Origin of the sequence: Streptomyces sp. NPDC048696 (assembly GCF_043198895.1) — a bacterium.
Lineage (GTDB): Bacteria > Actinomycetota > Actinomycetes > Streptomycetales > Streptomycetaceae > Streptomyces.
On sequence record NZ_JBICVJ010000005.1, the window covers coordinates 425346 to 447014 of the forward strand.

Consider the following 21669-nt stretch of genomic DNA (forward strand, 5'->3'; position numbering starts at 1 on the left):
GTCATCGGACGAACGGGAAATCTCCCCGAAAAAAGTCCCCGAAGTCGCGTCATAGTCGCGTGCCACCCCGCTCCCACCTTGTACGGGACCGCTCCCGGGCCCGTACGAGGAAAGGAAACAGAACGTCATGCACACCGTGGTGGAACGCGAGCTGGAGCTCAAACTCGTCCTGTCGCCCGAGCGCAGCGTCCCGGTGCCGGCCCGGCTGGCCTACCGCACCGACGACCCGTACGCCGTGCACATCACCTTCCACATCGGCTCCGATCACCCGGTGAACTGGACGTTCGCCCGGGAACTCCTCGTCGAGGGGGTGTTCCGCCCGTGCGGCCACGGCGACGTACGGATCTGGCCGACGAAGGTGGACGGGCGCAGCGTGATCCTGGTCGCGCTGAGCTCGCCGGACGGGGACGCGCTGCTCGAAGCGCCGTCCGCGCAGGTGTCGGCGTGGCTGGAGCGCACCCTGCGGGTGGTCCCGCCCGGCTCCGAGACCGAGCAGCTCGGCATCGACGACGGCCTGGCCGAGCTGCTCGCGACGACGACCGGCCGCAGCCGCGCCGAGGAGCTGTACCTCAACGACCCGTGGCCCTCGGACGAGTCCCGGCCGGAAGAGGGCGCGTGAGGCGGGCGGGAGGTGGCGTAACGGTTGTTCAGAACAGCTTGCCGGGATTCAGCAGACCCAGCGGGTCGAAGGTCCGCTTCACCGCGCGCTGCATCTCCACGCCCACCGGCCCCAGTTCGCGCGCCAGCCACTCCTTCTTGAGCACACCCACGCCGTGCTCACCGGTGATCGTGCCGCCGAGTTCCAGACCGAGCGCCATGATCTCGTCGAAGGACTCCCGGGCGCGGCGCGACTCGTCCTCGTCGGCGGCGTCGAAGCAGACGACCGGGTGGGTGTTGCCGTCGCCCGCGTGCGCGCAGACGCCGATGGTCAGGTCGTACTTGGCGGCGATGGCCGAGGTGCCGTCCAGCATCGCGGCGAGCCGCGAGCGCGGCACGCAGACGTCGTCGATCATCGTGGCCGTCTTGATGGTCTCCAGCGCCGTGAGCGCCAACCGCCGCGCCTGGAGCAGCAGTTCGGACTCGGCGGCCGACTCGGCGGGCACCACCTCGGTGGCTCCGGCGGCGGTGCACAGCTCGCCGACGGCGGCCAGGTCGGCGGCGGGGTCCGGGGTGTCGAAGGCGCAGAGCAGCAGCGCCTCGGTGCTGTCCGGCAGACCCATGTGCGCCATGCGGTTGACGGCCCGTACCGTCGTACGGTCCATGAGTTCGAGCAGCGACGGCGTGTGGCCGCGCTCCATGATCGCGCAGACGGCCTCGCAGGCGGCGGCCGCGGAGGGGAACTCGGCGGCGAGCGCGAGCTGTTCGGGCGGCGCGGGCCGCAGCGCGAGAACGGCCTTCACGACGATGCCGAGGCTGCCCTCGGACCCGACGAAGAGCCGGGTCAGGTCGTACCCGGCGACGCCCTTGGCGGTGCGGCGGCCGGTCTCCAGGAGGCGGCCGTCGGCGAGGACGACGTCCAGACCGAGCACGTACTCGGCGGTCACCCCGTACTTCACACAGCACAGGCCGCCGGACGCGGTGCCGATGTTCCCGCCGATGGTGCACTGCTCCCAACTGGAGGGATCCGGCGGGTAGTAGAGCCCGTGTTCCATGACTTTGCGGGAGAGCACGGCGTTGACGACGCCGGGCTCGACGACCGCGACCCGGTCGACCGGGCTGATCTCCAGGATGCGGTCCATCCTGACCAGGGACAGCACGACGCAGCCCTCGGACGCGTTGGCCCCGCCCGACAGGCCCGTACGGGCGCCCTGCGGCACGACCGGGACGCGCAGCTCGGTGGCGGTGCGCATGACGTGCTGCACCTGCTCGACCGTGCGCGGCAGCACGACCACGGCCGGGGCCCCGGCGGCGCAGAAGCTCGCCATGTCGTGGGCGTACGAGGCGGTGACGTCCGGGTCGGTGATCAGCGCGTCGGCGGGCAGACCCGCGCGCAGCCGTACGAGAAGGTCCTGGGACGCGACGGGCTCGGCTCCAGCGTTCATGATCCCAGCGTGGCACCCGGGGCCATCGGTGTGAACCCCGCGTGGTCCGGCGGGCGCACGCCGGATGTGCTCTTCCTATGGACGCACAGTGATCGGCATGGAGACCGAACAGGAATGGCCGCCGAGCACGCGGACCCTGACGCTGCCGCCGCCCCCCAGGCCGACACCGCTGGAGCCCGCCGGGCCGCCGCCGGGCGGGGCCGCGCGGCGCACCATGATCGGCGCGGCGGTGGCCGCGCTGCTGACCGCCGGGGTCCTGGTGGTCCTGCCGCGCCTGGCCGCCGACCGCGTGGACGCGCCGCCGCCCGCCCCCGGGCCCGCCGCGCGGGCGCTCACCGCCGTCGGCGCGGGGGCGCCCGCCGCGGCCGCCGACCTGACGGCGCTGATCGCGGACCGGCGGGCGTGGGTGCGCACCCATCCGGCCGACGACGCCTCCTGGGCCGTGCTCGGCTCCGCCTACCTCGGGCGCGGGCTGCGCGGCGCGGACTCCTCGTACTACCCGCGCGCCGAGTGGGCGCTGCGCCGCTCGCTCGCGGTGCGGACCGCCGCGCGGGGCAACCTGGAGGCGCAGACGGGCCTCGCCGCGCTCGCCAACGCGCGGCACGACTACGCGGCAGCCCGGACGCTGGGCGAGGCGGTGCGGCGGCAGCAGCCGAAGCGCTGGACGGTGTATCCGGTGCTGATCGAGGCGTACGCGGGGGTCGGCGATCTCAAGGCCGCGAGCAAGTCGGTGGAGCAGCTGCTCGATCTGCGCGGCGGGTCGGTGGCGCTGGCACAGGCGGGCGCGGTGTACCGGGAGCGGGGGTGGCGGGAGGACGCGGCCGCGTCGCTGACCGAGGCCGCCGCGTACGCCTCGACGCCGGTCCAGAAGGCGGACTGCCTGCGGCAGTTGGGGGACCTGGCGTGGGACCGGGGCGAGCCCGCTCAGGCGCTGGCGCAGTACGAGGCGGCGCTGCGCACGGATCCGGGCGCGCACGCGGCGCTGGCCGGCAAGGCCCGGGCGGAGCTCGCGCTCGGGCGCGCCACGGCCGCGCGGCACGACTACGCGACGGCGGTCGCGCGGCTGCCCCGGCCCGAATACCTCCTTGAACTGGGCGAGTTGTACGAGACGCAGGGGCTCGGCGCCGATGCCCGCGCGACGTACGAGCGGCTGCGCGTGCGGGCCGCCGCCGACGACGGGCACGGGGTGAGCGACACGCTCGTCCTGGCCCGCTTCGAGACCGACCACGGGTCGCCGGAGGCGGCGGTGGAGCGGCTGCGGGCCGAGTGGAAGCGCGCCCCGAGCGCGGCGGTGGCGGACGCGCTGGGGTGGGCGCTGTACCGGGCCGGGGACACGGAGGAGGCGCTCGGTTACGCGAAGAAGGCGGCGGAGAAGGGGGCGCGGACGGCGGCGTCCTCGTACCACCGGGGGCTGATCGAGCGCGACCTCGGGCAGGCAGGTCCGGCCCGGCGCGACCTGGACGAGGCGCTGCGCACCAACCCGTACTTCTCGCCGCTGGCCGCGGCGAAGGCCCGCGAGGCCCTGGACGCCCTGGGCGACCCGCCCGACGGCGGCCCGAAGGACATGTACGGGTCGACACCGGAGACTCCGCCGAGGACGGGGTCGTCGGAGCCGTCGGGGCCGGGCAACACGGGAACGGGTGCGGGGACGGGAACGGGTTCAGGTTCGGGGACGAGCTCCAACTCCGGCTCAGGAGCGCAGAAGCCGACCGGCTCCGGCCCGGGCAAGCCCCCCAGGCGCAAGCCGTAGATTCCCCCACCCCGCCCCTTCCCGAAAGCCCTGCGGGCAGCCGGGTAGGGAGGTGGGGGCTTCGCCCCCGGACCCCGGCGGGGCTGCCGCCCCTGCGCCCCGCTCAGACGTGCTGCGGGGAAGGCAGGGTCGCCCCCCTTCAAAACATGCTGCGACCCCCACGGGTCAGGTCCGTGGCGGTCGCAGGGTATTGACGGTACTTCAACTACCGCAGATGCAAGGCGAGTTGTGGGTCACAGGTTGCCGCGCTTCTCCTGCTCGCGCTCGATCGCCTCGAAGAGGGCCTTGAAGTTGCCCTTGCCGAAGCCCATCGAACCATGGCGTTCGATCATCTCGAAGAAGACCGTCGGGCGGTCCTGGACCGGCTTGGTGAAGATCTGGAGGAGGTAGCCGTCCTCGTCCCGGTCCACCAGGATCTTCAGCTCGCGCAGGGTCTCGACGGGCACGCGGGTCTCGCCCGCCCACTCCCCCAGCGTGTCGTAGTACGAGTCCGGGGTGTCCAGGAACGCCACGCCCGCCGCGCGCATCGCCCGTACCGTCGCGACGATGTCGTTCGTGGCGAGCGCGATGTGCTGGACGCCCGCGCCGCCGTAGAACTCCAGGTACTCGTCGATCTGGGACTTCTTCTTGGCGATGGCCGGTTCGTTGATCGGGAACTTGACCTTGAGCGTGCCGTCCGCGACCACCTTCGACATCAGCGCCGAGTACTCCGTCGCGATGTCGTCGCCCACGAACTCCTTCATGTTCGTGAAGCCCATGACCTTGTTGTAGAAGGCCACCCACTCGTTCATCCTGCCGAGCTCGACGTTGCCCACGCAGTGGTCGATGGCCTGGAAGGTGCGCTTGGCCGGCGGCTCGACGATCGGGGCGGCCTCGACGAAGCCGGGCAGGTACGGGCCGGTGTAGCCGGACCGGTCGACCAGGGTGTGCCGGGTCTTGCCGTACGTGGCGATCGCGGCCAGCACGACCGTGCCGTGCTCGTCCTTCAGCTCGTACGGCTCGGTGAGCCCGGTCGCGCCGTGCGCGGTGGCGTACGCGTACGCCGCGCGCGCGTCCGGGACCTCGATGGCGAGGTCGACGACGCCGTCACCGTGCTCGGCGACGTGGTCGGCCAGGAAGCGGCCGTGGTCGGTGGACGCCTTGATGACGGAGGTGAACACGAACCGGGCGGCGCCGTTCGTCAGGACGTACGAAGCGGTCTCGCGGGTGCCGTTCTCCGGTCCGGAGTAGGCGACCAGCTTCATGCCGAAGGCGGTCGAGTAGTAGTGCGCGGCCTGCTTGGCGTTGCCGACGGCGAAGACGACCGCGTCCATTCCCTTGACCGGGAAGGGGTCGGCCTGCCGGGCGGTTTCGGGTGTGGGATCGATAGTCAACGAGTTCTCTGCCATAGCGGCAGGCTCCCCCTGTGCCGCAAGGTGCGCAATAGTTTGTGTATCCGCTGGTCATAGTGACCAGCGACTGGCCAGTATGTGCGGGCGTTCTGTACATCATGACCATCGGGAGGGCGTCATGGCGATCGATCATCTGGACGGGCGGCTCATCGTGCTCCTGGCGCGGGAGCCGCGTATCGGGGTCCTTGAGGCGTCCCGGCGCCTGGGGGTGGCGCGCGGCACCGTGCAGGCGCGGCTCGACCGGCTTCAGTCGAATGGAGTCATCCGGGGATTCGGCCCGGACGTCGACCCTGCGGCGCTCGGCTACCCCGTCACCGCGTTCGCGACCCTGGAGATCAAACAGGGCCAGGGCGCCGACGTACGGGCACACTTGGCCACCGTGCCGGAGGTCCTGGAACTGCACACCACCACCGGCCACGGCGACATGCTCTGCCGCCTGGTGGCCCGCTCCAACGCCGATCTCCAGCGGGTGATCGACCGCGTCGTCGGTTTTGATGGCATCGTCCGGGCCTCCACGGCGATCGTCATGGAGAACCCCGTTCCGCTGCGGTTCATCCCGCTGGTGGAGCAGGCCGCGGAGGACTCCGTCAGGGGCTGAGGGCTCCGGGGCCGAGGGCTCCGCCGGAGCCGGGACTCCGTCCGAGGCCGAGGTCAGGTGGCGCGCTATGAGCTTCTGGAGCTATCTGTCCAGCCGCCATCAGCAGCTGCTCACCGACGCCTTCCAGCACGCGAGCGCCGTCTTGCAGTGCATGGTGATCGCGACCGTGCTCGGGGTCCTGATCGGCGTGCTCACGTATCGCAGCGGCTGGGCGGGCACGCTCGCCGTCACCTCCACCTCGACGGTGCTCACCATCCCCTCGCTCGCCCTGATCGGCCTGCTGATCCCGCTGGTGGGTCTCGGCGTCGCGCCCACGGTCATCGCGCTGACGCTGTACGGGCTGCTGCCGATCGTCCGCAACGCGATCGTCGGCCTGCGCGGGGTCGACCCCGCGCTCGTCGACGCGGCCAAGGGCATCGGCATGTCCCGGCCCGCCCGGCTGGTCCGGGTCGAGCTCCCGCTGGGCGGGCCGCTGTGCAGCTTGTTCAAGATCGACTGGAGCGGGTCGTCGACGGTGACGGTCGGCACGTCGGCCGGCCCCGGAACTGCACTCCGCCACGTTCACCAAGTACCCGGTGATCGCGGACCTGTTGAACCCGGTGACCGCCAAGCTGACGACGGCGGTGGCGCAGGACCTGAACGCCAAGGTCGACGTGGACGGCCGGGATCCGCACGACGTGGCGAAGGAGTGGCTGGTGGAACAGGGGTTCATCCGGAAGGGGTGAGGGGCGCGGGCCCAGGCGGGGCCCGGGCGCGGGGTGGGTCCAGGCGCGGGGCGCATCCGAAGGGCCGCGCAAAGAACTGGTTGCAAAGAAACCCTTGCAACGTCTCCTTTGCAAGGTTACGGTCCCGTCATGACGGAATCCGACACCGCGTCCGCACCCGATTCGCCCCACCCCCAGCCCCGCGAGCGCACCCTCGACGCACGCGCGCTGCGCGGCCTGGCCCACCCCCTGCGCATCCGCCTGCTCGGCGCGCTGCGGCACGACGGGCCCGCCACCGCCTCCCAACTGGCCGAAAAACTGGGCGAGTCCAGCGGGGCCACCAGCTACCATCTGCGCCAGCTCGCCGCCCACGGCTTCGTCGAGGACGACCCCGAGCGCGGCAAGGGCCGCGAGCGCTGGTGGAAGGCGGCGCACGGCGGCACCAGCATGCGCGACGACCTGCGCACCAGCTCCGACCCGGAGGTGCGCGGCGCCGCCGACCTCTTCCTGCACGAGGTCGCCACCATCCACACCCAGGAGCTGTCGACCTGGCTGGGCACCTCGCGGGACTGGCCCGAGGACTGGACCCTCAGCTCGGACCTGAGCGACTTCACTCTGCGGCTCACCGCCGGGCAGCTGCGCGAGCTGACCGAGAAGGCGCACCGGCTGGTCGAGAGCTACTACGACGTGGCGCACACGGACGACGAGGACACCGCCCAGGTCCGCGTCCACCTCCACGCCTTCCCCCGCAGGAGCCGCTGACCATGAGCGGCGACGGGGGAAACGAAAAGGGCGACCGGGAACGGATACCGCTGGCGGCCGTGCTGACCGCCAACACCATTTCCACGGCGGGCAGTTCGCTGACCCTGATCGGCGTCCCGTGGTTCGTGCTCCAGACCACCGGGAGCGCCGGGCGCGCCGGGGTCGTGGCGTTCTGCGCGACCCTGCCGATCGTCGTCTCGGCCGTGATCGGCGGCCCGGTCATCGACCGGCTCGGGCGGCGGCGGGTCAGCGTCGGCTCCGACCTGGTCTGCGCCCTCGCGATCGGCGCGATCCCGCTGCTCCACTACGCGGACGCGCTGCGGTTCTGGATGCTGTGCGCCCTGATGGCGCTGCACGGACTGGCCGCCACCCCCGGCCGTACCGCCCGCTATGTCCTGGTCCCCGACCTCGCCGAGCGCGCCGGTACGACCCTGACCCGCGCCGCGAGCCTCTTCGACGCGGTGTCGCGCGGGGCGCGGATGACGGGGGCGGCGCTGGCCGGAGTGCTGATCGCGCTGGTGGGCGCGGAGTCCGTACTGCTCCTGGACGCGCTGACGTTCGGCGCGTCCGCGCTGCTCGTGGCGCTCGGGATCCGGGGAATCCGCGCGGCCGATCCGGTACGGGACAAGGCGCCCGTCTCCCTGGCCACCTACAAGGCCGAACTCCGCGAGGGATACGCCTACTTGTTCCGCACCCCCCTGCTCCTCGGGGTCGTCCTGATGGTGATGATCACCAACGGCCTCGACCAGGGCTGGAACGCGGTCCTGCTGCCCGTGCACACCGAACGCGAACTGGGCGGCGCCACCCAACTCGGCCTGCTCACCGCCGCGTTCGGTGCGGGCGGCCTGCTCGGCGCGCTGCTGTACGGGGTGGTGGGCCACCGTTTCCCCAGGCGTACGGTGTTCACCGGGTGCTTCCTGCTGTGCGGCGCACCCCGCTTCGTGGTCGCCGCGCTGACCGGCTCGACGGCGCCGCTCGCCGTGACCATGGCGCTCGGCGGACTGGCGGGCGGGATGCTCAACCCGATCCTGACGACCGTGATCTACGAACGCGTCCCGCAGGAGCTGCGCAGCCGCGTCTCGGGAGCGATGACCGCGGGCTGCGAGGCGACGATGCCGCTCGGCGGCCTGGTGTCCGGACTCCTGGTCGACGGCGCGGGGGTGCGGACGGCGCTGCTGCTGGTGGGCGGGGTGTATCTGGCGACGACGCTGAGCCCGCTGGTGTTCCCGGCGTGGCGGACGATGGACGGACAACCTCCGGACACAGAGCCGCAGTTGACGAGAGCGGCGGCCCCTGTCAGCAGCTAGGGACGTCCCCGCCCTTGTCCAGGGCCTTGAGGGCCTGGACCGCGCCCGACAGGGTCGTGACGGGGACAAGGCGCAGCCCGTGCGGCAGCTCGGCCTTGGCGTCCGCGCACTCGGCCTTCGGTACGAGGAAGACGGTCGCCCCGTCCCGCCGGGCCGCCTGCGTCTTGAGCGAGACGCCGCCGACCGCGCCGACGGTGCCGTCGGCGTCGATCGTGCCCGTACCGGCGATGACCCTGCCGCCGGTGAGCTCGCCGCCGGAGCCGTCGCCGTCGAGCTTGTCGATGATCCCGAGCGAGAAGAGCAGCCCGGCGCTGGGCCCGCCGACGTCGGCGAGGTTGAGGGAGACCTTGACCTGGCCGGCGCCGAGGTGGAGCTGGTTCAGGGCGGCCGCGGTGGCGCTGTCCTGGGACTGCTTCATCTCGGCCTGGTTGTGCTCGGTGATCTCCTTGTCGCTGCCGCCGCTCGGATAGACCGAGTCATGGGGCATGACGGCCCGGTCGGTGCGGAACCACGCCCGTACGACGTCCGAGAGCCCGACGTCGGCGGACGGCCCGGTCGCCTCGATGGTCGTCATGCGCAGCTCACCGGTGGTGTGCCGGGCCGGTCTGCCCTCGATGGTGATCACCGGGGTGCCCTTGTCGTCACCGAGCACGTTCGCGGTCAGCCCCGGCTGCGCCACCGAGAACGGCAGCGGCGCGAAGCCGGCGACGGCCAGCAGCGCGACGACGGGGGCGGAGCCGATGGCGAGGTTGCGGAGGCGTGAGTGACGGGGGTGCACGGATCCAATGTATCGGGCGAGGTCGGGGACGCAGGGGGGCCGGGGGCGGGGGCCCGGGGCGGGGCCCGCCGAGTGCTCCGCTGGAGGTGCGGTCATTCGGCTGCGGGCCGCGTGTGGCTGGTCGCTCCCCCAAGTTCTCGGCTCCGCTCGAACAGGGGGGACCCCCATCGCGGCGGAGCCGCATATGTCAGAGCCCCGCGCCCCTCATGACGTCACCTCAGCGCGTCCGCCACTTCTCGGGCCGCGTCCACCACTCTCGGGCCGACCCGCTCGGGGACCGCGTCCGCGAGCATCACCACGCCGACACTTCCCTCTATGCCCGTCACCCCGACGAGCGGCGCCGCGGCCCCGCTGGCTCCGGCCTCCAGTTCGCCGTGGGTGAGGGTGAAGCCCGGGTCGACGAGGCCGCCGGCCTGGCGGGCGGAGAGGATGGCCCGGCCCGCCGCGCCCCGGTCGAGGGGGTGGCGGAACCCGGCCCGGTACGCCACGTGGTAGTCGGTCCAGGTCGGCTCGACGACCGCGACGGCGAGTGCGTCGGACCCGTCGACCAGGGTGAGGTGCGCGGTCGCCCCGATGTCCTCGGCGAGCGAGCGCAGCGCGGGCAGGGCCGCTTCCCGTACGAGCGGATGGACCTGCCGGCCGAGCCGCAGGACCCCGAGTCCGACCCGGGCGCGACCGCCCAGATCACGTCGTACGAGGGAGTGCTGTTCCAGTGTGGCGAGCAGACGGTAGACCACCGTCCGGTTGACGCCGAGTTTGTTGGACAACTCGGTGACGGTCAGGCCGTGGTCGGTGTCGGCGAGCAGCTTGAGGACACGCAGTCCCCGGTCGAGCGTCTGGGAGGTCTCCGCGGTCACGACGCCCACTCCTTATGGTGAGTCGTCGGCGGCCCTCTACGGAAATCGCGACACCGGTCCCGCGGCGTCGCGCACAGAGGCCGCCGGCAGGCCATGGCACCGGCTGCGCTCCGCGGCGGCGCTGCCACGGGGCGTTTGCATGGCGGGACAGTAGCGATCGGTCCCGCTCAGCGGAAGCCCTCGTCCAGAATCCGGGCGCGACCTTTGACAAGCCGGGGTATTGATCCCGGTTCGGGACCAAAGTCCAGGGCGCGCGGGACGTTGGTCCGCGCCGGGGACTTTGCCTTCCCATTACTGTGGCGAGTGTGCGGGGGCCGACCGTGGGGGCCGGACCCTCGCCGCCGCCCCCGTCCCCACGGGCGAAGAGCGGCGGGGCCCGGAGTCGCACCCGGGCCCCGCCGCCAGGACGGCCGGAAGTCCCTTTGGACGCAAGGGAGTTGCCCTCTGTGGACTCTGCGGACTCTGCGGACTCTGCGGACTCTGCGGACTCTGCGGACTCTGCGGACAGGGTCAGCCCGCGTCCGTCACTTCATCCGGGTGGCCCACTCCTGCACCTTCTTGATCCGCTCGCGGATCTGCCCGGCCGTGGCCTCGGCGCTCGGCGGACCGCCGCACACGCGCCGCAGTTCGGTGTGGATGACACCGTGCGGCTTGCCGCTCTGGTGGACGTACGCGCCGACCATCGTGTTCAACTGCTTGCGCAGTTCCAGGAGTTCCTTGTGGGAGACCACGGGACGGCGCTCGGCGGGCACCTCCAGCAGATCGGCCTCGGCGGCCGGCTTCTGGCGGCTGTGCGCGATCTGCCGGGCCTGCCGCTTCTGGAGCAGCAGCTGCACCTGGTCGGGTTCGAGGAGCCCGGGGATCCCGAGGTAGTCCTGCTCCTCCTCGCTCCCCGGGTGCGCCTGCATGCCGAACTCGGCGCCGTCGTACAGGACCCGGTCGAAGACGGCGTCCGACTCCAGGGCCTCGAAGGGGAGCATGTCCTGCTCGCCGGTGTCCTCGTCCTGCTGCTTCTCGGCCTCGGCGAGGAGCTTGTCCTCTTCGGCGTACGGGTCCTCTTCCCCATCCTTCTTCGGCTTGTCGAGCACGTGGTCGCGCTCGACCTCCATCTCGGAGGCGAAGCCGAGGAGGGTGGGGATGGTGGGCACGAAGACGGAGGCGGTCTCGCCGCGCCGCCGCGACCGTACGAAACGGCCGACGGCCTGGGCGAAGAAGAGGGGCGTGGAGATCGTGGTGGCGTACACGCCGACGGCGAGCCGGGGCACGTCGACGCCTTCGGACACCATACGGACGGCGACCATCCAGCGATCGTCGCTGTGGCTGAACTCGTCGATCTTCTTCGAGGCCCCGTTGTCGTCGGAGAGAACGACGGTCGCCTTGTTGCCGGTGATCTCCCGGATGAGCTTGGCGTAGGCGCGGGCGGAGTCCTGGTCGGAGGCGATGACGAGGGCTCCCGCGTCCGGGATGCCCTTGCGGACCTCGGTCAGCCGCTGGTCGGCGGCGCGCAGCACGTTCGGCATCCAGTCGCCGCGCGGGTCGAGCGCGGTGCGCCAGGCCTGCGAGACGGCGTCCTTGGTGAGCGGCTCCCCGAGCCGCGCCTCGATCTCGTCACCGGCCTTGGTGCGCCAGCGCATGTTGCCGCTGTAGGAGAGAAAGATGACGGGCCGCACGACGCCGTCGCCGAGGGCGTTGCCGTAGCCGTAGGTGTAGTCGGCGGAGGAGCGCCGAATCCCGTCGTTCCCTTCCTCGTACGTGACGAAGGGAATGGGATTGGTGTCGGACCGGAAGGGGGTGCCGGTGAGGGCGAGCCGCCGCGTGGCCGGGTCGAACGCCTCCAGACAGGCCTCGCCCCAGGACTTCGAGTCCCCCGCGTGGTGGATCTCGTCGAGGATGACGAGGGTCTTGCGCTGCTCGCACCGGTTGCGGTGGAGCATGGGCCGCACGCCGACGCCGGCGTACGTCACGGCGACCCCGTGGTAGTCCTTGCTCAACGGCCCCGCGCTGTAGTCCGGATCGAGCCGGATGCCTATCCGCGCCGCCGCCTCCGCCCACTGCTTCTTCAGGTGCTCGGTCGGCGCGACGACGGTGATCTGCTGCACGACATGGTGGTGCAGCAGCCACGACGCGAGCGTCAGCGCGAACGTCGTCTTGCCGGCGCCGGGCGTGGCGACGGCGAGGAAGTCGCGGGGCTGCTCCTGGACGTACTTCTCCAGCGCCCCCTGCTGCCAGGCACGCAGCTTGTTGGCGGTGCCCCAGGGGGCGCGGCCGGGAAAGGCGGGTGAGAGGTGGTGGGAGGCGGTAGTAGTCACGGTCTCCGGTTCGTGCGGTCGGGGCGGGCGGGGCGGGGTGCGGTGCTTTGCGGGCCGGTTGTACGTCGGCTGTACGTCGGCGTTACGTGGGTCGGCGTTACGTACGACAACCGGGCCACCTTACCGGTGGGGCGGTCTTGATCCGGGGTCGGCGGGGCGGGTGGGGGGCGGGGTGAGAGCGGCTTCACATACGGGGGGCTGCGCCCCCGGACCCCCGAAGCGGGGTGCAGGGGCGGAGCCCCGCCCGGGGGTCCGGGGGGCGGAGCCCCCGAGGGGGTGCAGGGGCGCAGCCCCGCCCGGGGGTCCGGGGGCGGAGCCCCCGGGGAACCGCCCCGCCCCCCGGGCGCCCCCCCCCCCCCCCCCGCGGGGGGGCCGGGGGGCGGGGGGGGGGGGGGCCCCCCCCGCCCCCCCCCCCCCCCCCCCCGCCCCCCCCCCGCCCCCGCGCCCCTGAAGGAGGGCCCGAAGGGCCCATCCAAGGGGCGCGGGGAACTGCGCGACCAGCCCCCACCGGGCCGCAGACGAAACGACAACCCCCGGAGGGTTTAGGGAAGGGGCGGGGTGGGGGAAAACGGGCGTCAGCCCCCACCGGCCCGCAGACGAACCCCGGGCCCAAAACCCGTCACGCCCCCTCCCGGAACCGCGTAGTCCGATGCACCGGATCCGTGTCGATCTTCGGGATCACATGCTCCCCGATCAGCCGGATCGTGTTCATGGTGTCCGCGTACGGCACACCGATCGGCAGCCCGAAGGACAGCTGGTCCGCCCCCGCCTGCTCCCACCGCTTGCACTGCGCCGTGACCTCGTCCGGATCGCCGCAGATCATCAGCTCCTCCGCGATGAGGAGTTCGATGATCTCCGTGGTGTACTCGGGCAGCAGCTCGGGCCACTCCGGCACGCCCTCGGGCCGAGGGAACGTGTCGTGGTAACGGAACACCAACGACTGGAGCCGGTTCAGACCGCCCGCCGCCGCGATCGCCACCGCCTCGTCGTGGGTCTCCGCACAGATCGCCGTCGACGTCACCATCACGTTGTCGTTCACGAAGTCCGCGATCGGCTCCGCCTCCCGTATCGCCGTCTTGTACTGCTCCAGGACCCACTCCATGTCCGAGACCTTCTGGACGGAGAAGCCGAGGACGCCCAGGCCCTTCTTCGCGGCCATGGCGTACGAGGAGGGGGACCCTGCGGCGTACCACATCGCGGGGTGCGACTTCCCGTACGGCTTGGGCAGGACCTTGCGCGGGGGCAGCGACCAGTGCTTGCCCTGGAACCCCACGTACTCGTCCTGGAGCCACATCTTGGGGAACTCGGCGATCGTCTCCTCCCAGATCTCCTTGGTGTGGTTCATGTCGGTGACGCCCGGCATGAACCCCAGGATCTCGTGGGAGCCCGCACCCCGCCCGGACCCGAACTCGAAGCGGCCTTCGCTGAGGTGGTCCAGCATCGCGACCTTCTCCGCGACCTTGACCGGGTGGTTCACCGCCGCCAGCGGGTTGAAGATGCCCGAGCCGAGGTGGATGCGCTCGGTGGCGTGGGCGAGGTAGCCGAGGAAGACCTCGTTGGCCGACAGGTGCGAGTACTCCTCCAGGAAGTGGTGCTCGGAGGCCCAGGCGTACTTGAAGCCGGACTTGTCCGCCTGGATGACGTATTCGGTCTCCTCCATCAGCGCCTTGTGCTCCGCCTGGGGATCGACCGACGAGCGTGCCACGGGCACGTATCCCTGTACAAACAGTCCGAATTCCAAGGAGGTTCACCGTCCCTGTCAGCGTTTCCCGACATAGTTTCTGACGCATCGTCAGGTCTGTGCGATACGGCGACTGTTCCACCGGCGTCCGGCGCCGTCAATACCTGACACTGAGTCAGAAAAGGCTCACCCCGGCGAGCCAGCCACCGTCGATGACGAACGGCTGGCCGGTGATGTACGCGGAGTCCTCGCTGGTCAGGAAGAGCGCCAGCGCCGCGACCTCCTCCGGCCGCCCGATCCGCCCGAGCGGCACCAGCTTCTTGTAGAGCTCGGCCACCGCCTCCTTGGCCGCCTCGGGGTCGGCGGCCGGGTCCAGGGCCGCCGGGTTGGTCATCGGGGTGTCCACCGCCCCCGGGCACACCGCGTTCACCCGGATCCCCTTGGCCGCGAGCTCCACGGCCGCGACGCGGGTGAGGCCGAGGATGGCGTGCTTGGTGGCGGCGTACGCGCCGACGTACGCCATGCCCGTCAGGGCCGTGTAGGAGGCGGTGTTGACGATGGTGCCGCCCCCGGCCGCCTCGATCTCGGGCGCCACGTGCTTGATGCCGAGGAAGGCGCCGACCTGGTTGACCTGGATGATCGCCTGGAACTCGTCGAGCGGGGTCGACACGAGCTCGTTGAAGCGGAGGATGCCCGCGTTGTTGACCAGTCCGTCGATGTGCCCGAAGGCGTCTTTGGCCGATGCGACCGCGGCCGTCCACTGCTCCTCGTCCGAGACGTCCAGGTGCACGAACCTGGCCGTCTCCGGGCCCAGTTCCTTGGCCACCGCCTCGCCCTGCTCGTCCAGGACGTCCGAGAGGACGACCTTGGCGCCCTCGGCCGCGAACAGCCGCGCCTCCTGCTCGCCCTGTCCGCGCGCCGCGCCGGTGACCAGGATGACCCGCCCGTCGAGCTTGCCCATGCCGTACTCCCTAGGTGGTGAGGTGTGGAGCCACGTCGGCGGCGAACGCCGCGATCTGGTCGATGAGTTCGGTACGGCTACGGGAGCGGAAGCGCAGCTGGATCTGCTGGACGCCGAGGGCGGCGTACTCGCGCAGGGAGTCGGCGAGGGCGTCGGGCTTGCCGCTGAGGGTGCGCCGCCCCAGGTTCCACCGGGCCTCGCCGACGTACAGGGGCTCGGCGATGGCCCCGATGACGATCGGCCGCTCGACGCCGTGCCGCTCGCGCAGCTCCCGTATCCGCGCGATCTGCTCGGGCAGCCGGTCGCGCGGGTCGCCCTGCGGCAGCCACCCGTCACCGCGCAGGGCGGCACGCCGCACGGCGGCGGGCGAGGAGCCGCCGACCCAGATGGGCACGTTCGCCTGGACGGGCCGGGGCCGCTGCCCGAGGTCCGCGAAGTCGAACCGGTCGCCGTGGAACTCGGGGTACTCCTCGGGCCCGAGCGCCGCCCGCAGCGCGTCGACGGTCTCGTCGAGTACGGCTCCGCGCCCCGCGAAGTCGACCCCGAGCGCCTCGAACTCCTCCTGTACGTGCCCGGCCCCGACCCCGAGGATCAGCCGGCCGCCGCTGAGGTGGTCGAGGGTCGCGTACTGCTTCGCCGTGAGCAGGGGGTGGCGCAGGCCGACGACCGCGACGTGGCTGAGCAGCCGGACGCGGGTGGTGATCGCGGCGAGGTAGGCGAGGGTGGCGACCGGGTCGTACCAGGTGGTGCTCATCGCGGCCGCCAGGCGGCGCGGGACGGCGACGTGGTCGCAGGTGGCGAGGTAGTGGAACCCGGCGCGGTCGGCGGCCCGGGCCACCTCGGCGAGATCGTCCGGGGTGGCACCGGCTTCCCAGGGTTCGGCGAACAGGGTGCTCTGGGACTGGATGGGGAGCTGCATCCCGTGGACGAGCCCGTGCTCCGCCGCCGCTGCTGCCGTCATGCCGCCCGCCTCCACCGATCTGACGATCCGTCAGTCATGCGCTGACGCGCCCATGGTGATAGCTGACGGATCGTCACGCAAGGGGGTGGGCGGGGGGCCGGGATGCCCGGGAGGTGGCCGGGCCCGGGTTCAGCCCAGCAAGGCGTACACGGTGGAGGCCCGGGCCACGACCGCGTCGTCCACCGTGAGACCGATCTCGGCGAACGCCATCCGCTTGACGAGCTTGACGACCCGGGCGTCGATGAGGACGTCGGCGTCGACGACGGGCCGCAGGAACGAGGTCGACTGCTGCACGGTGGTCATCGGCCCGTACGCCCCCCGGGCCGCCGAGATCGCGATCACCGTGGCCGTGTCGGCCCCGGCCATCATCACCTGCCCCGAGAGCCCGCCCCCGTCCCGGGCCAGCTGCGCGTCCCACGGCAGCCGCAGCAGGGCGTGCTCGGCGTCCACTTCGACGACGCTCAGCCCGAGATCGAGCACCCAGGGCGCGAAGTTGTCGGCGAGGATCTTGTCGGCTTCGGCGGGGGTGATGGTGTGGGAAGTCATGAGGGGATGGTGGCGGGGGCGGGGGCGCGGTACAAGACCGTCGGGGCGGCCCGGGCAGGCCGTTGGCGCGGGGCGTCACGCGTACCGCGGGGAACCCGGCGCCCCGCCGCGCGGGGCCGGACCGATCGCCCGGCACGTCACGCGCCCCGCCGGGCAGGGCCGGGCCGGGCATCACCCCGCGCGGCCCCGGCGCCCCGCCGGACGTCACCCCCGCGCAGCCCGTGCCCGATGTCGCCTCACCCCGCCCACAGCCCCTCCCCCGTCAACCCCAGCAGCTCGATCGCGTTGCCCCGCACGATCCGCTCCACCACGTCCGGGCGCAGGTGGGCCATCTGGGACTCGCCGACCTCCTTCGACTTCGGCCAGGTGGAGTCGGAGTGCGGGTAGTCCGTCTCGTACAGGACGTTGCCGATGCCGATCGCCCCCAGGTTGCGCAGGCCGAACGCGTCGTCGAAGAAGCAGCCGTAGACGTGCTCCGCGAAGAGTTCGGACGGGGGACGGTGGACCTTGTCGGCGACTCCGCCCCAGCCCCGGTTCTCCTCCCAGACCACGTCCGCGCGTTCCAGGATGTACGGGATCCACCCGATCTGGCCCTCCGCGTACATCACCCGCAGCCGGGGGAAGCGCTCGAACTTGCCGCTCATCAGCCAGTCGACCATCGAGTAGCAGCAGTTGGCGAACGTGATCGTCGAGCCGACGGCCGGCGGGGCGTCGGCCGACGTCGACGGCATCCTCGACGACGAGCCGATGTGCATCGCGATGACCGTGCCCGTCTCGTCGCACGCCGCCAGGAACGGGTCCCACTCGTCGGTGTGGACGGAGGGCAGCCCGAGGTGCGGGGGTATCTCCGAGAACGCCACCGCCCGCACCCCCCGCGCCGCGTTGCGCCGGACCTCCGCCGCCGCGAGCTCCGCGTCCCAGAGCGGGATGAGGGTGAGCGGGATGAGCCGCCCCTCGGCCGTCGGGCCGCACCACTCCTCCACCATCCAGTCGTTGTACGCCCGCACCGAAAGGAGTCCCAGCTCCCGGTCCGCCGCCTCGGTGAACGTCTGGCCGCAGAAGCGGGGGAACGTCGGGAAGCACAGCGCCGACTGGACATGGTTGACGTCCATGTCCGCCAGCCGATCCGGGACGCTGTACGAGCCCGGCCGCATCTGTTCGTACGTGATCACTTCGAGGCGTATCTCGTCCCTCGCGTATCCGACCGCCGTGTCCAGCCGCGTCAGCGGGCGGTGCAGGTCCTCGTACACCCACCAGTCGCCGATCGGGCCCTCGTCGCCCGGGGCGCCCATGACGGGGGCGAACTTCCCACCGAGGAACGTCATCTCCTTGAGCGGGGCGCGGACCACCCGCGGGCCGATGTCGCGGTACTTCGACGGGAGCCGGTCCTGCCAGACGTGCGCGGGCTCCACCGTGTGGTCGTCCACCGAGATGATCTTCGGGAAGGTCTCCTCCCCGACCTCCCCACCGGCATCCGTACCCGTCCCCGTAGCGGTCTGCGTACCGTTCGTCATGGCCGTCTCCGTCGCCGTGTCCGTGACGTTCTCCATAAATCTTCACGGTAGCCCTGATCTGACGATCCGTCAGCTACTCGCGCACAACCGCCACCGCCGTCCCGGCCTCGCCCCGGCCCGATCCGCACAACACCCCCGTAACCCCCCGCACCGGTCGCACCTCGGCCACTCGCCCGTCACTCCTCGGCCATTCGTCCCGCCCTTCCCGGCCCACCACGGCTGTCCATCCCCTGGACCGCGCTGTCGACAGGCGCCCTCAACGTGTAACGACTGTGTGCAGAGGCCTTGTGCAGAGCGTCACCCGTAGCTGACGCGCATGCCATGGACAGGGCAGACTGGCACGGGCATTACCAGCGCTACGGGGGCACAGGGGGTCGCTATGGACCGAAACGGCGAGCCGCGCATTCCGGAGCAGAGGACTCCGGTCCCGGCAGCGGACACCGGCCAGGCCGAGGAGGAGGGCCTGCGCTTCGGCGTGCTCGGACCCGTGCGCGCCTGGCGCGGCACCGAGGCACTGCCGTCCGGCGCGCCGCAGCAGCGCGCGCTGCTCGCCGCGCTGCTGCTGCGCGACGGCCGCACCGCCACCGCCGCCGAGCTGATCGACGCCATCTGGGGCGACGAGCCGCCGTCGCAGGCGCTGGCCGCTGTACGCACGTACGCCTCCAGGCTGCGCAAGACGCTGGGCCCGGGCGTCCTGGTCAGCGAGTCGGGCGGGTACGCCATCCGGCTCGCCTCCGGGGTCCTCGACCTCGCGAGCGCCCAGGAGCTGGCCGCCGAGGCCGAGAAGGCGCGGGCGGGCGGGGACCCATGCCGGGCCCGCGAGCTGCTGAAGAGCTCGCTGGCGATCTGGACCGGCGAACCGCTCGCCGGCATCCCCGGCCCCAACGCCGACACCGAGCGGACCCGGCTCGCCGAGTGGCGCCTCCAGCTCATCGAGGCGCGGCTCGACATGGAGCTGGACGCCGGGTGCCACGCCGAGGCCGTCTCCGAGCTGACCGCGCTCACCGCCGCGCACCCGCTGCGCGAGCGGCTGCGGGAGCTGCTGATGCTCGCGCTGTACCGCAGCGGGCGCCAGGCCGAGGCCCTCGCCGTGTACGCGGACACCCGCAGGCTGCTCGCCGACGAACTCGGCGTCGACCCCCGCCCCGAGCTCGCGCGCCTGCAGCAGCGCATCCTCCAGGCCGACGAGGACCTGGCCCGCCCCGCCGAGGCCCCGGCCGCGCCCGCGCCGGTCAAGGTGGCCCAGCTCCCGGCCTCCGTGCCAGACTTCACCGGTCGCGCCTCCTTCGTCCAGGAGCTCTCCGCGCGGCTGGCCGCCGCCGACACCACCGTGATGGCCGTCTCCGCGCTCGCGGGCATCGGCGGCGTGGGCAAGACGACGCTCGCCGTGCACGTGGCCCACGCGGCCCGCCCGCACTTCCCCGACGGCCAGCTCTACGTCGACCTCCAGGGCACCGCGCCGCGCGCCAGCGAGCCGGAGACCGTGCTCGGCTCGTTCCTGCGCGCGCTCGGCACCCCGGACCGGGCCATCCCCGACTCGCTGGAGGAGCGCGCGGCCCTGTTCCGCTCGACGCTCGACGGCCGCCGGGTCCTGGTCCTGCTCGACAACGCGCGCGACGCGGCCCAGGTGCGTCCGCTGCTGCCCGGCACGGCGGGCTGCGCGGCCCTCGTCACCAGCCGCATCCGCATGCTGGACCTGGCCGGGGCGCATCTGGTCGACCTGGACGTGATGTCCCCGGACGAGGCGCTGCAGCTCTTCACGAAGATCGTCGGGGAGGAACGGGTCGGCGCGGAGCGGCAGTCGGCGCTCGACGTCGTCGCCGCCTGCGGCTTCCTCCCGCTGGCCATCCGTATCGCCGCCTCCCGGCTCGCCTCGCGCCGCACCTGGACCGTCTCCGTCCTCGCCGCGAAGCTCGCCGACGAACGCCGCCGCCTGGACGAGCTCCAGGCCGGCGACCTCGCGGTCAAGGCCACCTTCGAACTCGGCTACGGCCAGCTGGAGCCCGCCCAGGCCCGCGCGTTCCGGCTGCTCGGCCTGCCCGACGGGCCGGACATCTCGCTGGCCGCGGCCGCCGCCGTACTCGACCTGCCCCGGCAGGAGACCGAGGACCTGCTCGAATCCCTCGTCGACACCAGCCTGGTGGAGTCCGCGGCCCCCGGCCGCTACCGCTACCACGATCTCGTACGGCTCTACGCGCGTGCATGCGCCGAACGCGACGAGGAGCCGCCGTCCGAGCGGGCCGCCGCGATGTCCCGGCTGCTCGACTTCTACCTGTCGACGGCGGCCCGGGTGTACGCGATCGAGCGGCCGGGCGACCGGCTGGTGGAGCACCTGGCGCCCACCCGCTACCCCGGCCTCGCCTTCGCCGACGGCCACGAGGCCGTCGACTGGCTGTACGCCGAGGCCAACTGCCTGCTGGCGTGCGTCCACCAGTGCGCGGGCGACCCGGCGATGCTGCGGCGCGCGGTGGACCTGCTGTGGGCCGCGAAGGACCTCGCCGAGTCGGGGGCCAACTCGCGGCAGTACGAGACCACGGCGGCCGCGATCCGCGACACCGCCCACGCGGCGGGCGACGCGGGCGCCGAGGGGCGGGCGCGGCTCGCGCTCTCCACGGTCCTGCTCGTCTCCGGCCGCTTCGAGCAGGCCGACGAGGAGGCCCGGGTCTCCTCGCTGCTCGCCAAGGAGGCCGGTGACCCGATGCCCGCCGGGGTGGCGCCCAACGACCGCGGGATCATCGCGTTCTACCAGAACCGGCACGCCGACGGTGAGCGCTTCCTCCAGGAGGCGATCGACAACTACCGCGCGGACGGCAACCGGCCGGGCGAGGCCAGCGCGCTGTGCAACCTCTCCCGTATCCACGTGAACATGGGCCGTACGTCCAGCGCGGTCGAACTCGCCCAGCGCGGCCTCGACATCTTCAACGAGATGGGCTTCGCGCTGCGGGTCGCCAACGCCCGCTTCGCGCTCGGCATCGCGCTGACCCGGGCGGGCCGCCTGGACGAGGCGCTCGCCCAACTCGGCGAATCGCTGCGCGTCTTCCAGGACAACCGCCAGCGCCTGTGGGAGGGCACCACCCACTTCCGCATCGCCGAGGCCCACTTCGCCGCGCGCCGCCCCGCCCGCGCCGCCCAGCACGCCGAACAGGCGCTCGCGCTGCGGTGCATCGGGGGCGAGTGGATGCGGGGCAACGTCCTGACGACCCTGGGCCGCGCCCTCGACCAACTCGGCCAGGCCGACCGCGCCCGGGCCTGCTGGCGCGAGGCGCTGGCGATCTACGAGTCGACGGGCGCGGCGGAGGCGAAGGACGTACGGCAGCTGCTGAGCCCGATGGCGGCGGCGTAGTCGGCGGGTCGGTTCCGGCACCGCGAACGGTCCGGCGACGGCCCGGCAGCAGTCCGGCAGGGGGCGGCTCATCGTCCCCTGCCGGAGCCGTTTAGCCATCGTTTATCGACCCTCGGCACTCTCTTACTCAACGATCCGCCGCGTCGGGGGGCAGGCGGATCTGCG

The 21669-nt window shown here is 72.3% G+C and carries 16 protein-coding genes and 2 pseudogenes; 8 read left to right on the forward strand and 10 right to left on the reverse strand.

Annotation, left to right across the window (positions count from 1 at the left end):
- The first annotated feature begins 127 nt into the window (after window positions 1–127).
- On the forward strand, window positions 128–619 hold the full coding sequence (locus tag ACGFRG_RS13440) for an SsgA family sporulation/cell division regulator (RefSeq protein ID WP_361427703.1): 492 nt from the start codon (window positions 128–130) through the stop codon (window positions 617–619).
- A gap of 28 nt (window positions 620–647) precedes the next feature.
- Here ACGFRG_RS13440 and ACGFRG_RS13445 read toward each other — a convergent pair whose 3' ends face one another.
- Complete coding sequence (locus tag ACGFRG_RS13445) at window positions 648–2042, reverse strand: FAD-binding oxidoreductase (protein ID WP_393263646.1); 1395 nt, start codon at window positions 2040–2042, stop codon at window positions 648–650.
- Window positions 2043–2139: 97 nt separating this feature from the next.
- On the opposite strand from ACGFRG_RS13445, the gene ACGFRG_RS13450 reads away from it, so the two are divergent.
- Complete coding sequence (locus ACGFRG_RS13450; RefSeq protein WP_393263648.1) at window positions 2140–3792, forward strand: tetratricopeptide repeat protein; 1653 nt, start codon at window positions 2140–2142, stop codon at window positions 3790–3792.
- A gap of 233 nt (window positions 3793–4025) precedes the next feature.
- On the opposite strand, the gene hppD is transcribed toward ACGFRG_RS13450, so the two are convergent.
- Complete coding sequence (hppD, locus tag ACGFRG_RS13455; protein WP_361427694.1) at window positions 4026–5180, reverse strand: 4-hydroxyphenylpyruvate dioxygenase; 1155 nt, start codon at window positions 5178–5180, stop codon at window positions 4026–4028.
- 121 nt (window positions 5181–5301) lie between these two features.
- On the opposite strand from hppD, the gene ACGFRG_RS13460 reads away from it, so the two are divergent.
- The 5 genes and pseudogenes from ACGFRG_RS13460 (at window position 5302) to ACGFRG_RS13480 (ending at window position 8554) form a co-directional block, all read left to right on the forward strand.
- Window positions 5302–5781, forward strand: coding sequence for an Lrp/AsnC family transcriptional regulator (locus tag ACGFRG_RS13460; RefSeq protein WP_188273919.1), 480 nt, complete (start codon window positions 5302–5304; stop codon window positions 5779–5781).
- A 67-nt stretch (window positions 5782–5848) separates the two neighbouring features.
- A pseudogene (locus ACGFRG_RS13465) lies at window positions 5849–6253 on the forward strand (ABC transporter permease); the annotation flags it as partial.
- Window positions 6254–6317: 64 nt separating this feature from the next.
- Window positions 6318–6506: pseudogene (locus ACGFRG_RS13470) on the forward strand (glycine betaine ABC transporter substrate-binding protein); the annotation flags it as partial.
- 129 nt (window positions 6507–6635) lie between these two features.
- Complete coding sequence (locus ACGFRG_RS13475) at window positions 6636–7247, forward strand: ArsR/SmtB family transcription factor (RefSeq protein ID WP_393263651.1); 612 nt, start codon at window positions 6636–6638, stop codon at window positions 7245–7247.
- A gap of 2 nt (window positions 7248–7249) precedes the next feature.
- A complete protein-coding gene (locus tag ACGFRG_RS13480; protein ID WP_393263772.1) occupies window positions 7250–8554 on the forward strand; it encodes an MFS transporter in 1305 nt (434 codons plus the stop codon).
- On the opposite strand, the gene ACGFRG_RS13485 is transcribed toward ACGFRG_RS13480, so the two are convergent.
- The 8 genes from ACGFRG_RS13485 to ACGFRG_RS13520 form a co-directional block, all read right to left on the reverse strand.
- A complete protein-coding gene (locus tag ACGFRG_RS13485; protein WP_361427688.1) occupies window positions 8544–9332 on the reverse strand; it encodes a S16 family serine protease in 789 nt (262 codons plus the stop codon). The two genes, ACGFRG_RS13480 and ACGFRG_RS13485, sit on opposite strands and share 11 nt — an antisense overlap.
- A 212-nt stretch (window positions 9333–9544) precedes the next feature.
- A complete protein-coding gene (locus ACGFRG_RS13490; protein ID WP_361427685.1) occupies window positions 9545–10189 on the reverse strand; it encodes a helix-turn-helix domain-containing protein in 645 nt (214 codons plus the stop codon).
- Between the two features lie 524 nt (window positions 10190–10713).
- On the reverse strand, window positions 10714–12498 hold the full coding sequence (locus ACGFRG_RS13495; protein ID WP_361427682.1) for a DEAD/DEAH box helicase: 1785 nt from the start codon (window positions 12496–12498) through the stop codon (window positions 10714–10716).
- 619 nt (window positions 12499–13117) lie between these two features.
- Complete coding sequence (locus tag ACGFRG_RS13500; RefSeq protein WP_361433058.1) at window positions 13118–14239, reverse strand: LLM class flavin-dependent oxidoreductase; 1122 nt, start codon at window positions 14237–14239, stop codon at window positions 13118–13120.
- 115 nt (window positions 14240–14354) lie between these two features.
- Window positions 14355–15140: an SDR family NAD(P)-dependent oxidoreductase gene (locus ACGFRG_RS13505; RefSeq protein WP_393263654.1), complete on the reverse strand. Its 786-nt coding sequence runs from the start codon at window positions 15138–15140 to the stop codon at window positions 14355–14357.
- 10 nt (window positions 15141–15150) lie between these two features.
- Entirely contained in the window at window positions 15151–16101 is a 951-nt protein-coding gene (locus ACGFRG_RS13510; protein WP_393263656.1) for an LLM class F420-dependent oxidoreductase, read from the reverse strand.
- Between the two features lie 129 nt (window positions 16102–16230).
- Window positions 16231–16647, reverse strand: a complete 417-nt coding sequence (locus ACGFRG_RS13515) for a PaaI family thioesterase (RefSeq protein WP_393263658.1) — start codon at window positions 16645–16647, stop codon at window positions 16231–16233.
- 236 nt (window positions 16648–16883) lie between these two features.
- Window positions 16884–18197 (reverse strand): amidohydrolase family protein, encoded by a 1314-nt coding sequence (locus ACGFRG_RS13520; RefSeq protein ID WP_393263660.1) that lies wholly within the window; start codon window positions 18195–18197, stop codon window positions 16884–16886.
- A gap of 343 nt (window positions 18198–18540) precedes the next feature.
- Here ACGFRG_RS13520 and ACGFRG_RS13525 point away from each other — a divergent pair, with 343 nt between their 5' ends.
- Window positions 18541–21504 carry a BTAD domain-containing putative transcriptional regulator gene (locus ACGFRG_RS13525; RefSeq protein ID WP_393263662.1) on the forward strand — a complete coding sequence of 988 codons (2964 nt, stop codon included), beginning with the start codon at window positions 18541–18543 and terminating at the stop codon, window positions 21502–21504.
- Window positions 21505–21669 lie beyond the last annotated feature (165 nt).

Coding starts and splice junctions, on each gene's coding strand:
- ACGFRG_RS13440 (WP_361427703.1), top strand. CDS start 128: ATGCACACCGTGGTGGAACGCGAGCTGGAGCTCAAACTCGTCCTGTCG.
- ACGFRG_RS13445 (WP_393263646.1), bottom strand. CDS start 2,042: ATGAACGCTGGAGCCGAGCCCGTCGCGTCCCAGGACCTTCTCGTACGG.
- ACGFRG_RS13450 (WP_393263648.1), top strand. CDS start 2,140: ATGGAGACCGAACAGGAATGGCCGCCGAGCACGCGGACCCTGACGCTG.
- hppD (WP_361427694.1), bottom strand. CDS start 5,180: ATGGCAGAGAACTCGTTGACTATCGATCCCACACCCGAAACCGCCCGG.
- ACGFRG_RS13460 (WP_188273919.1), top strand. CDS start 5,302: ATGGCGATCGATCATCTGGACGGGCGGCTCATCGTGCTCCTGGCGCGG.
- ACGFRG_RS13475 (WP_393263651.1), top strand. CDS start 6,636: ATGACGGAATCCGACACCGCGTCCGCACCCGATTCGCCCCACCCCCAG.
- ACGFRG_RS13480 (WP_393263772.1), top strand. CDS start 7,250: ATGAGCGGCGACGGGGGAAACGAAAAGGGCGACCGGGAACGGATACCG.
- ACGFRG_RS13505 (WP_393263654.1), bottom strand. CDS start 15,140: ATGGGCAAGCTCGACGGGCGGGTCATCCTGGTCACCGGCGCGGCGCGC.
- ACGFRG_RS13510 (WP_393263656.1), bottom strand. CDS start 16,101: ATGACGGCAGCAGCGGCGGCGGAGCACGGGCTCGTCCACGGGATGCAG.
- ACGFRG_RS13515 (WP_393263658.1), bottom strand. CDS start 16,647: ATGACTTCCCACACCATCACCCCCGCCGAAGCCGACAAGATCCTCGCC.
- ACGFRG_RS13520 (WP_393263660.1), bottom strand. CDS start 18,197: ATGGAGAACGTCACGGACACGGCGACGGAGACGGCCATGACGAACGGT.
- ACGFRG_RS13525 (WP_393263662.1), top strand. CDS start 18,541: ATGGACCGAAACGGCGAGCCGCGCATTCCGGAGCAGAGGACTCCGGTC.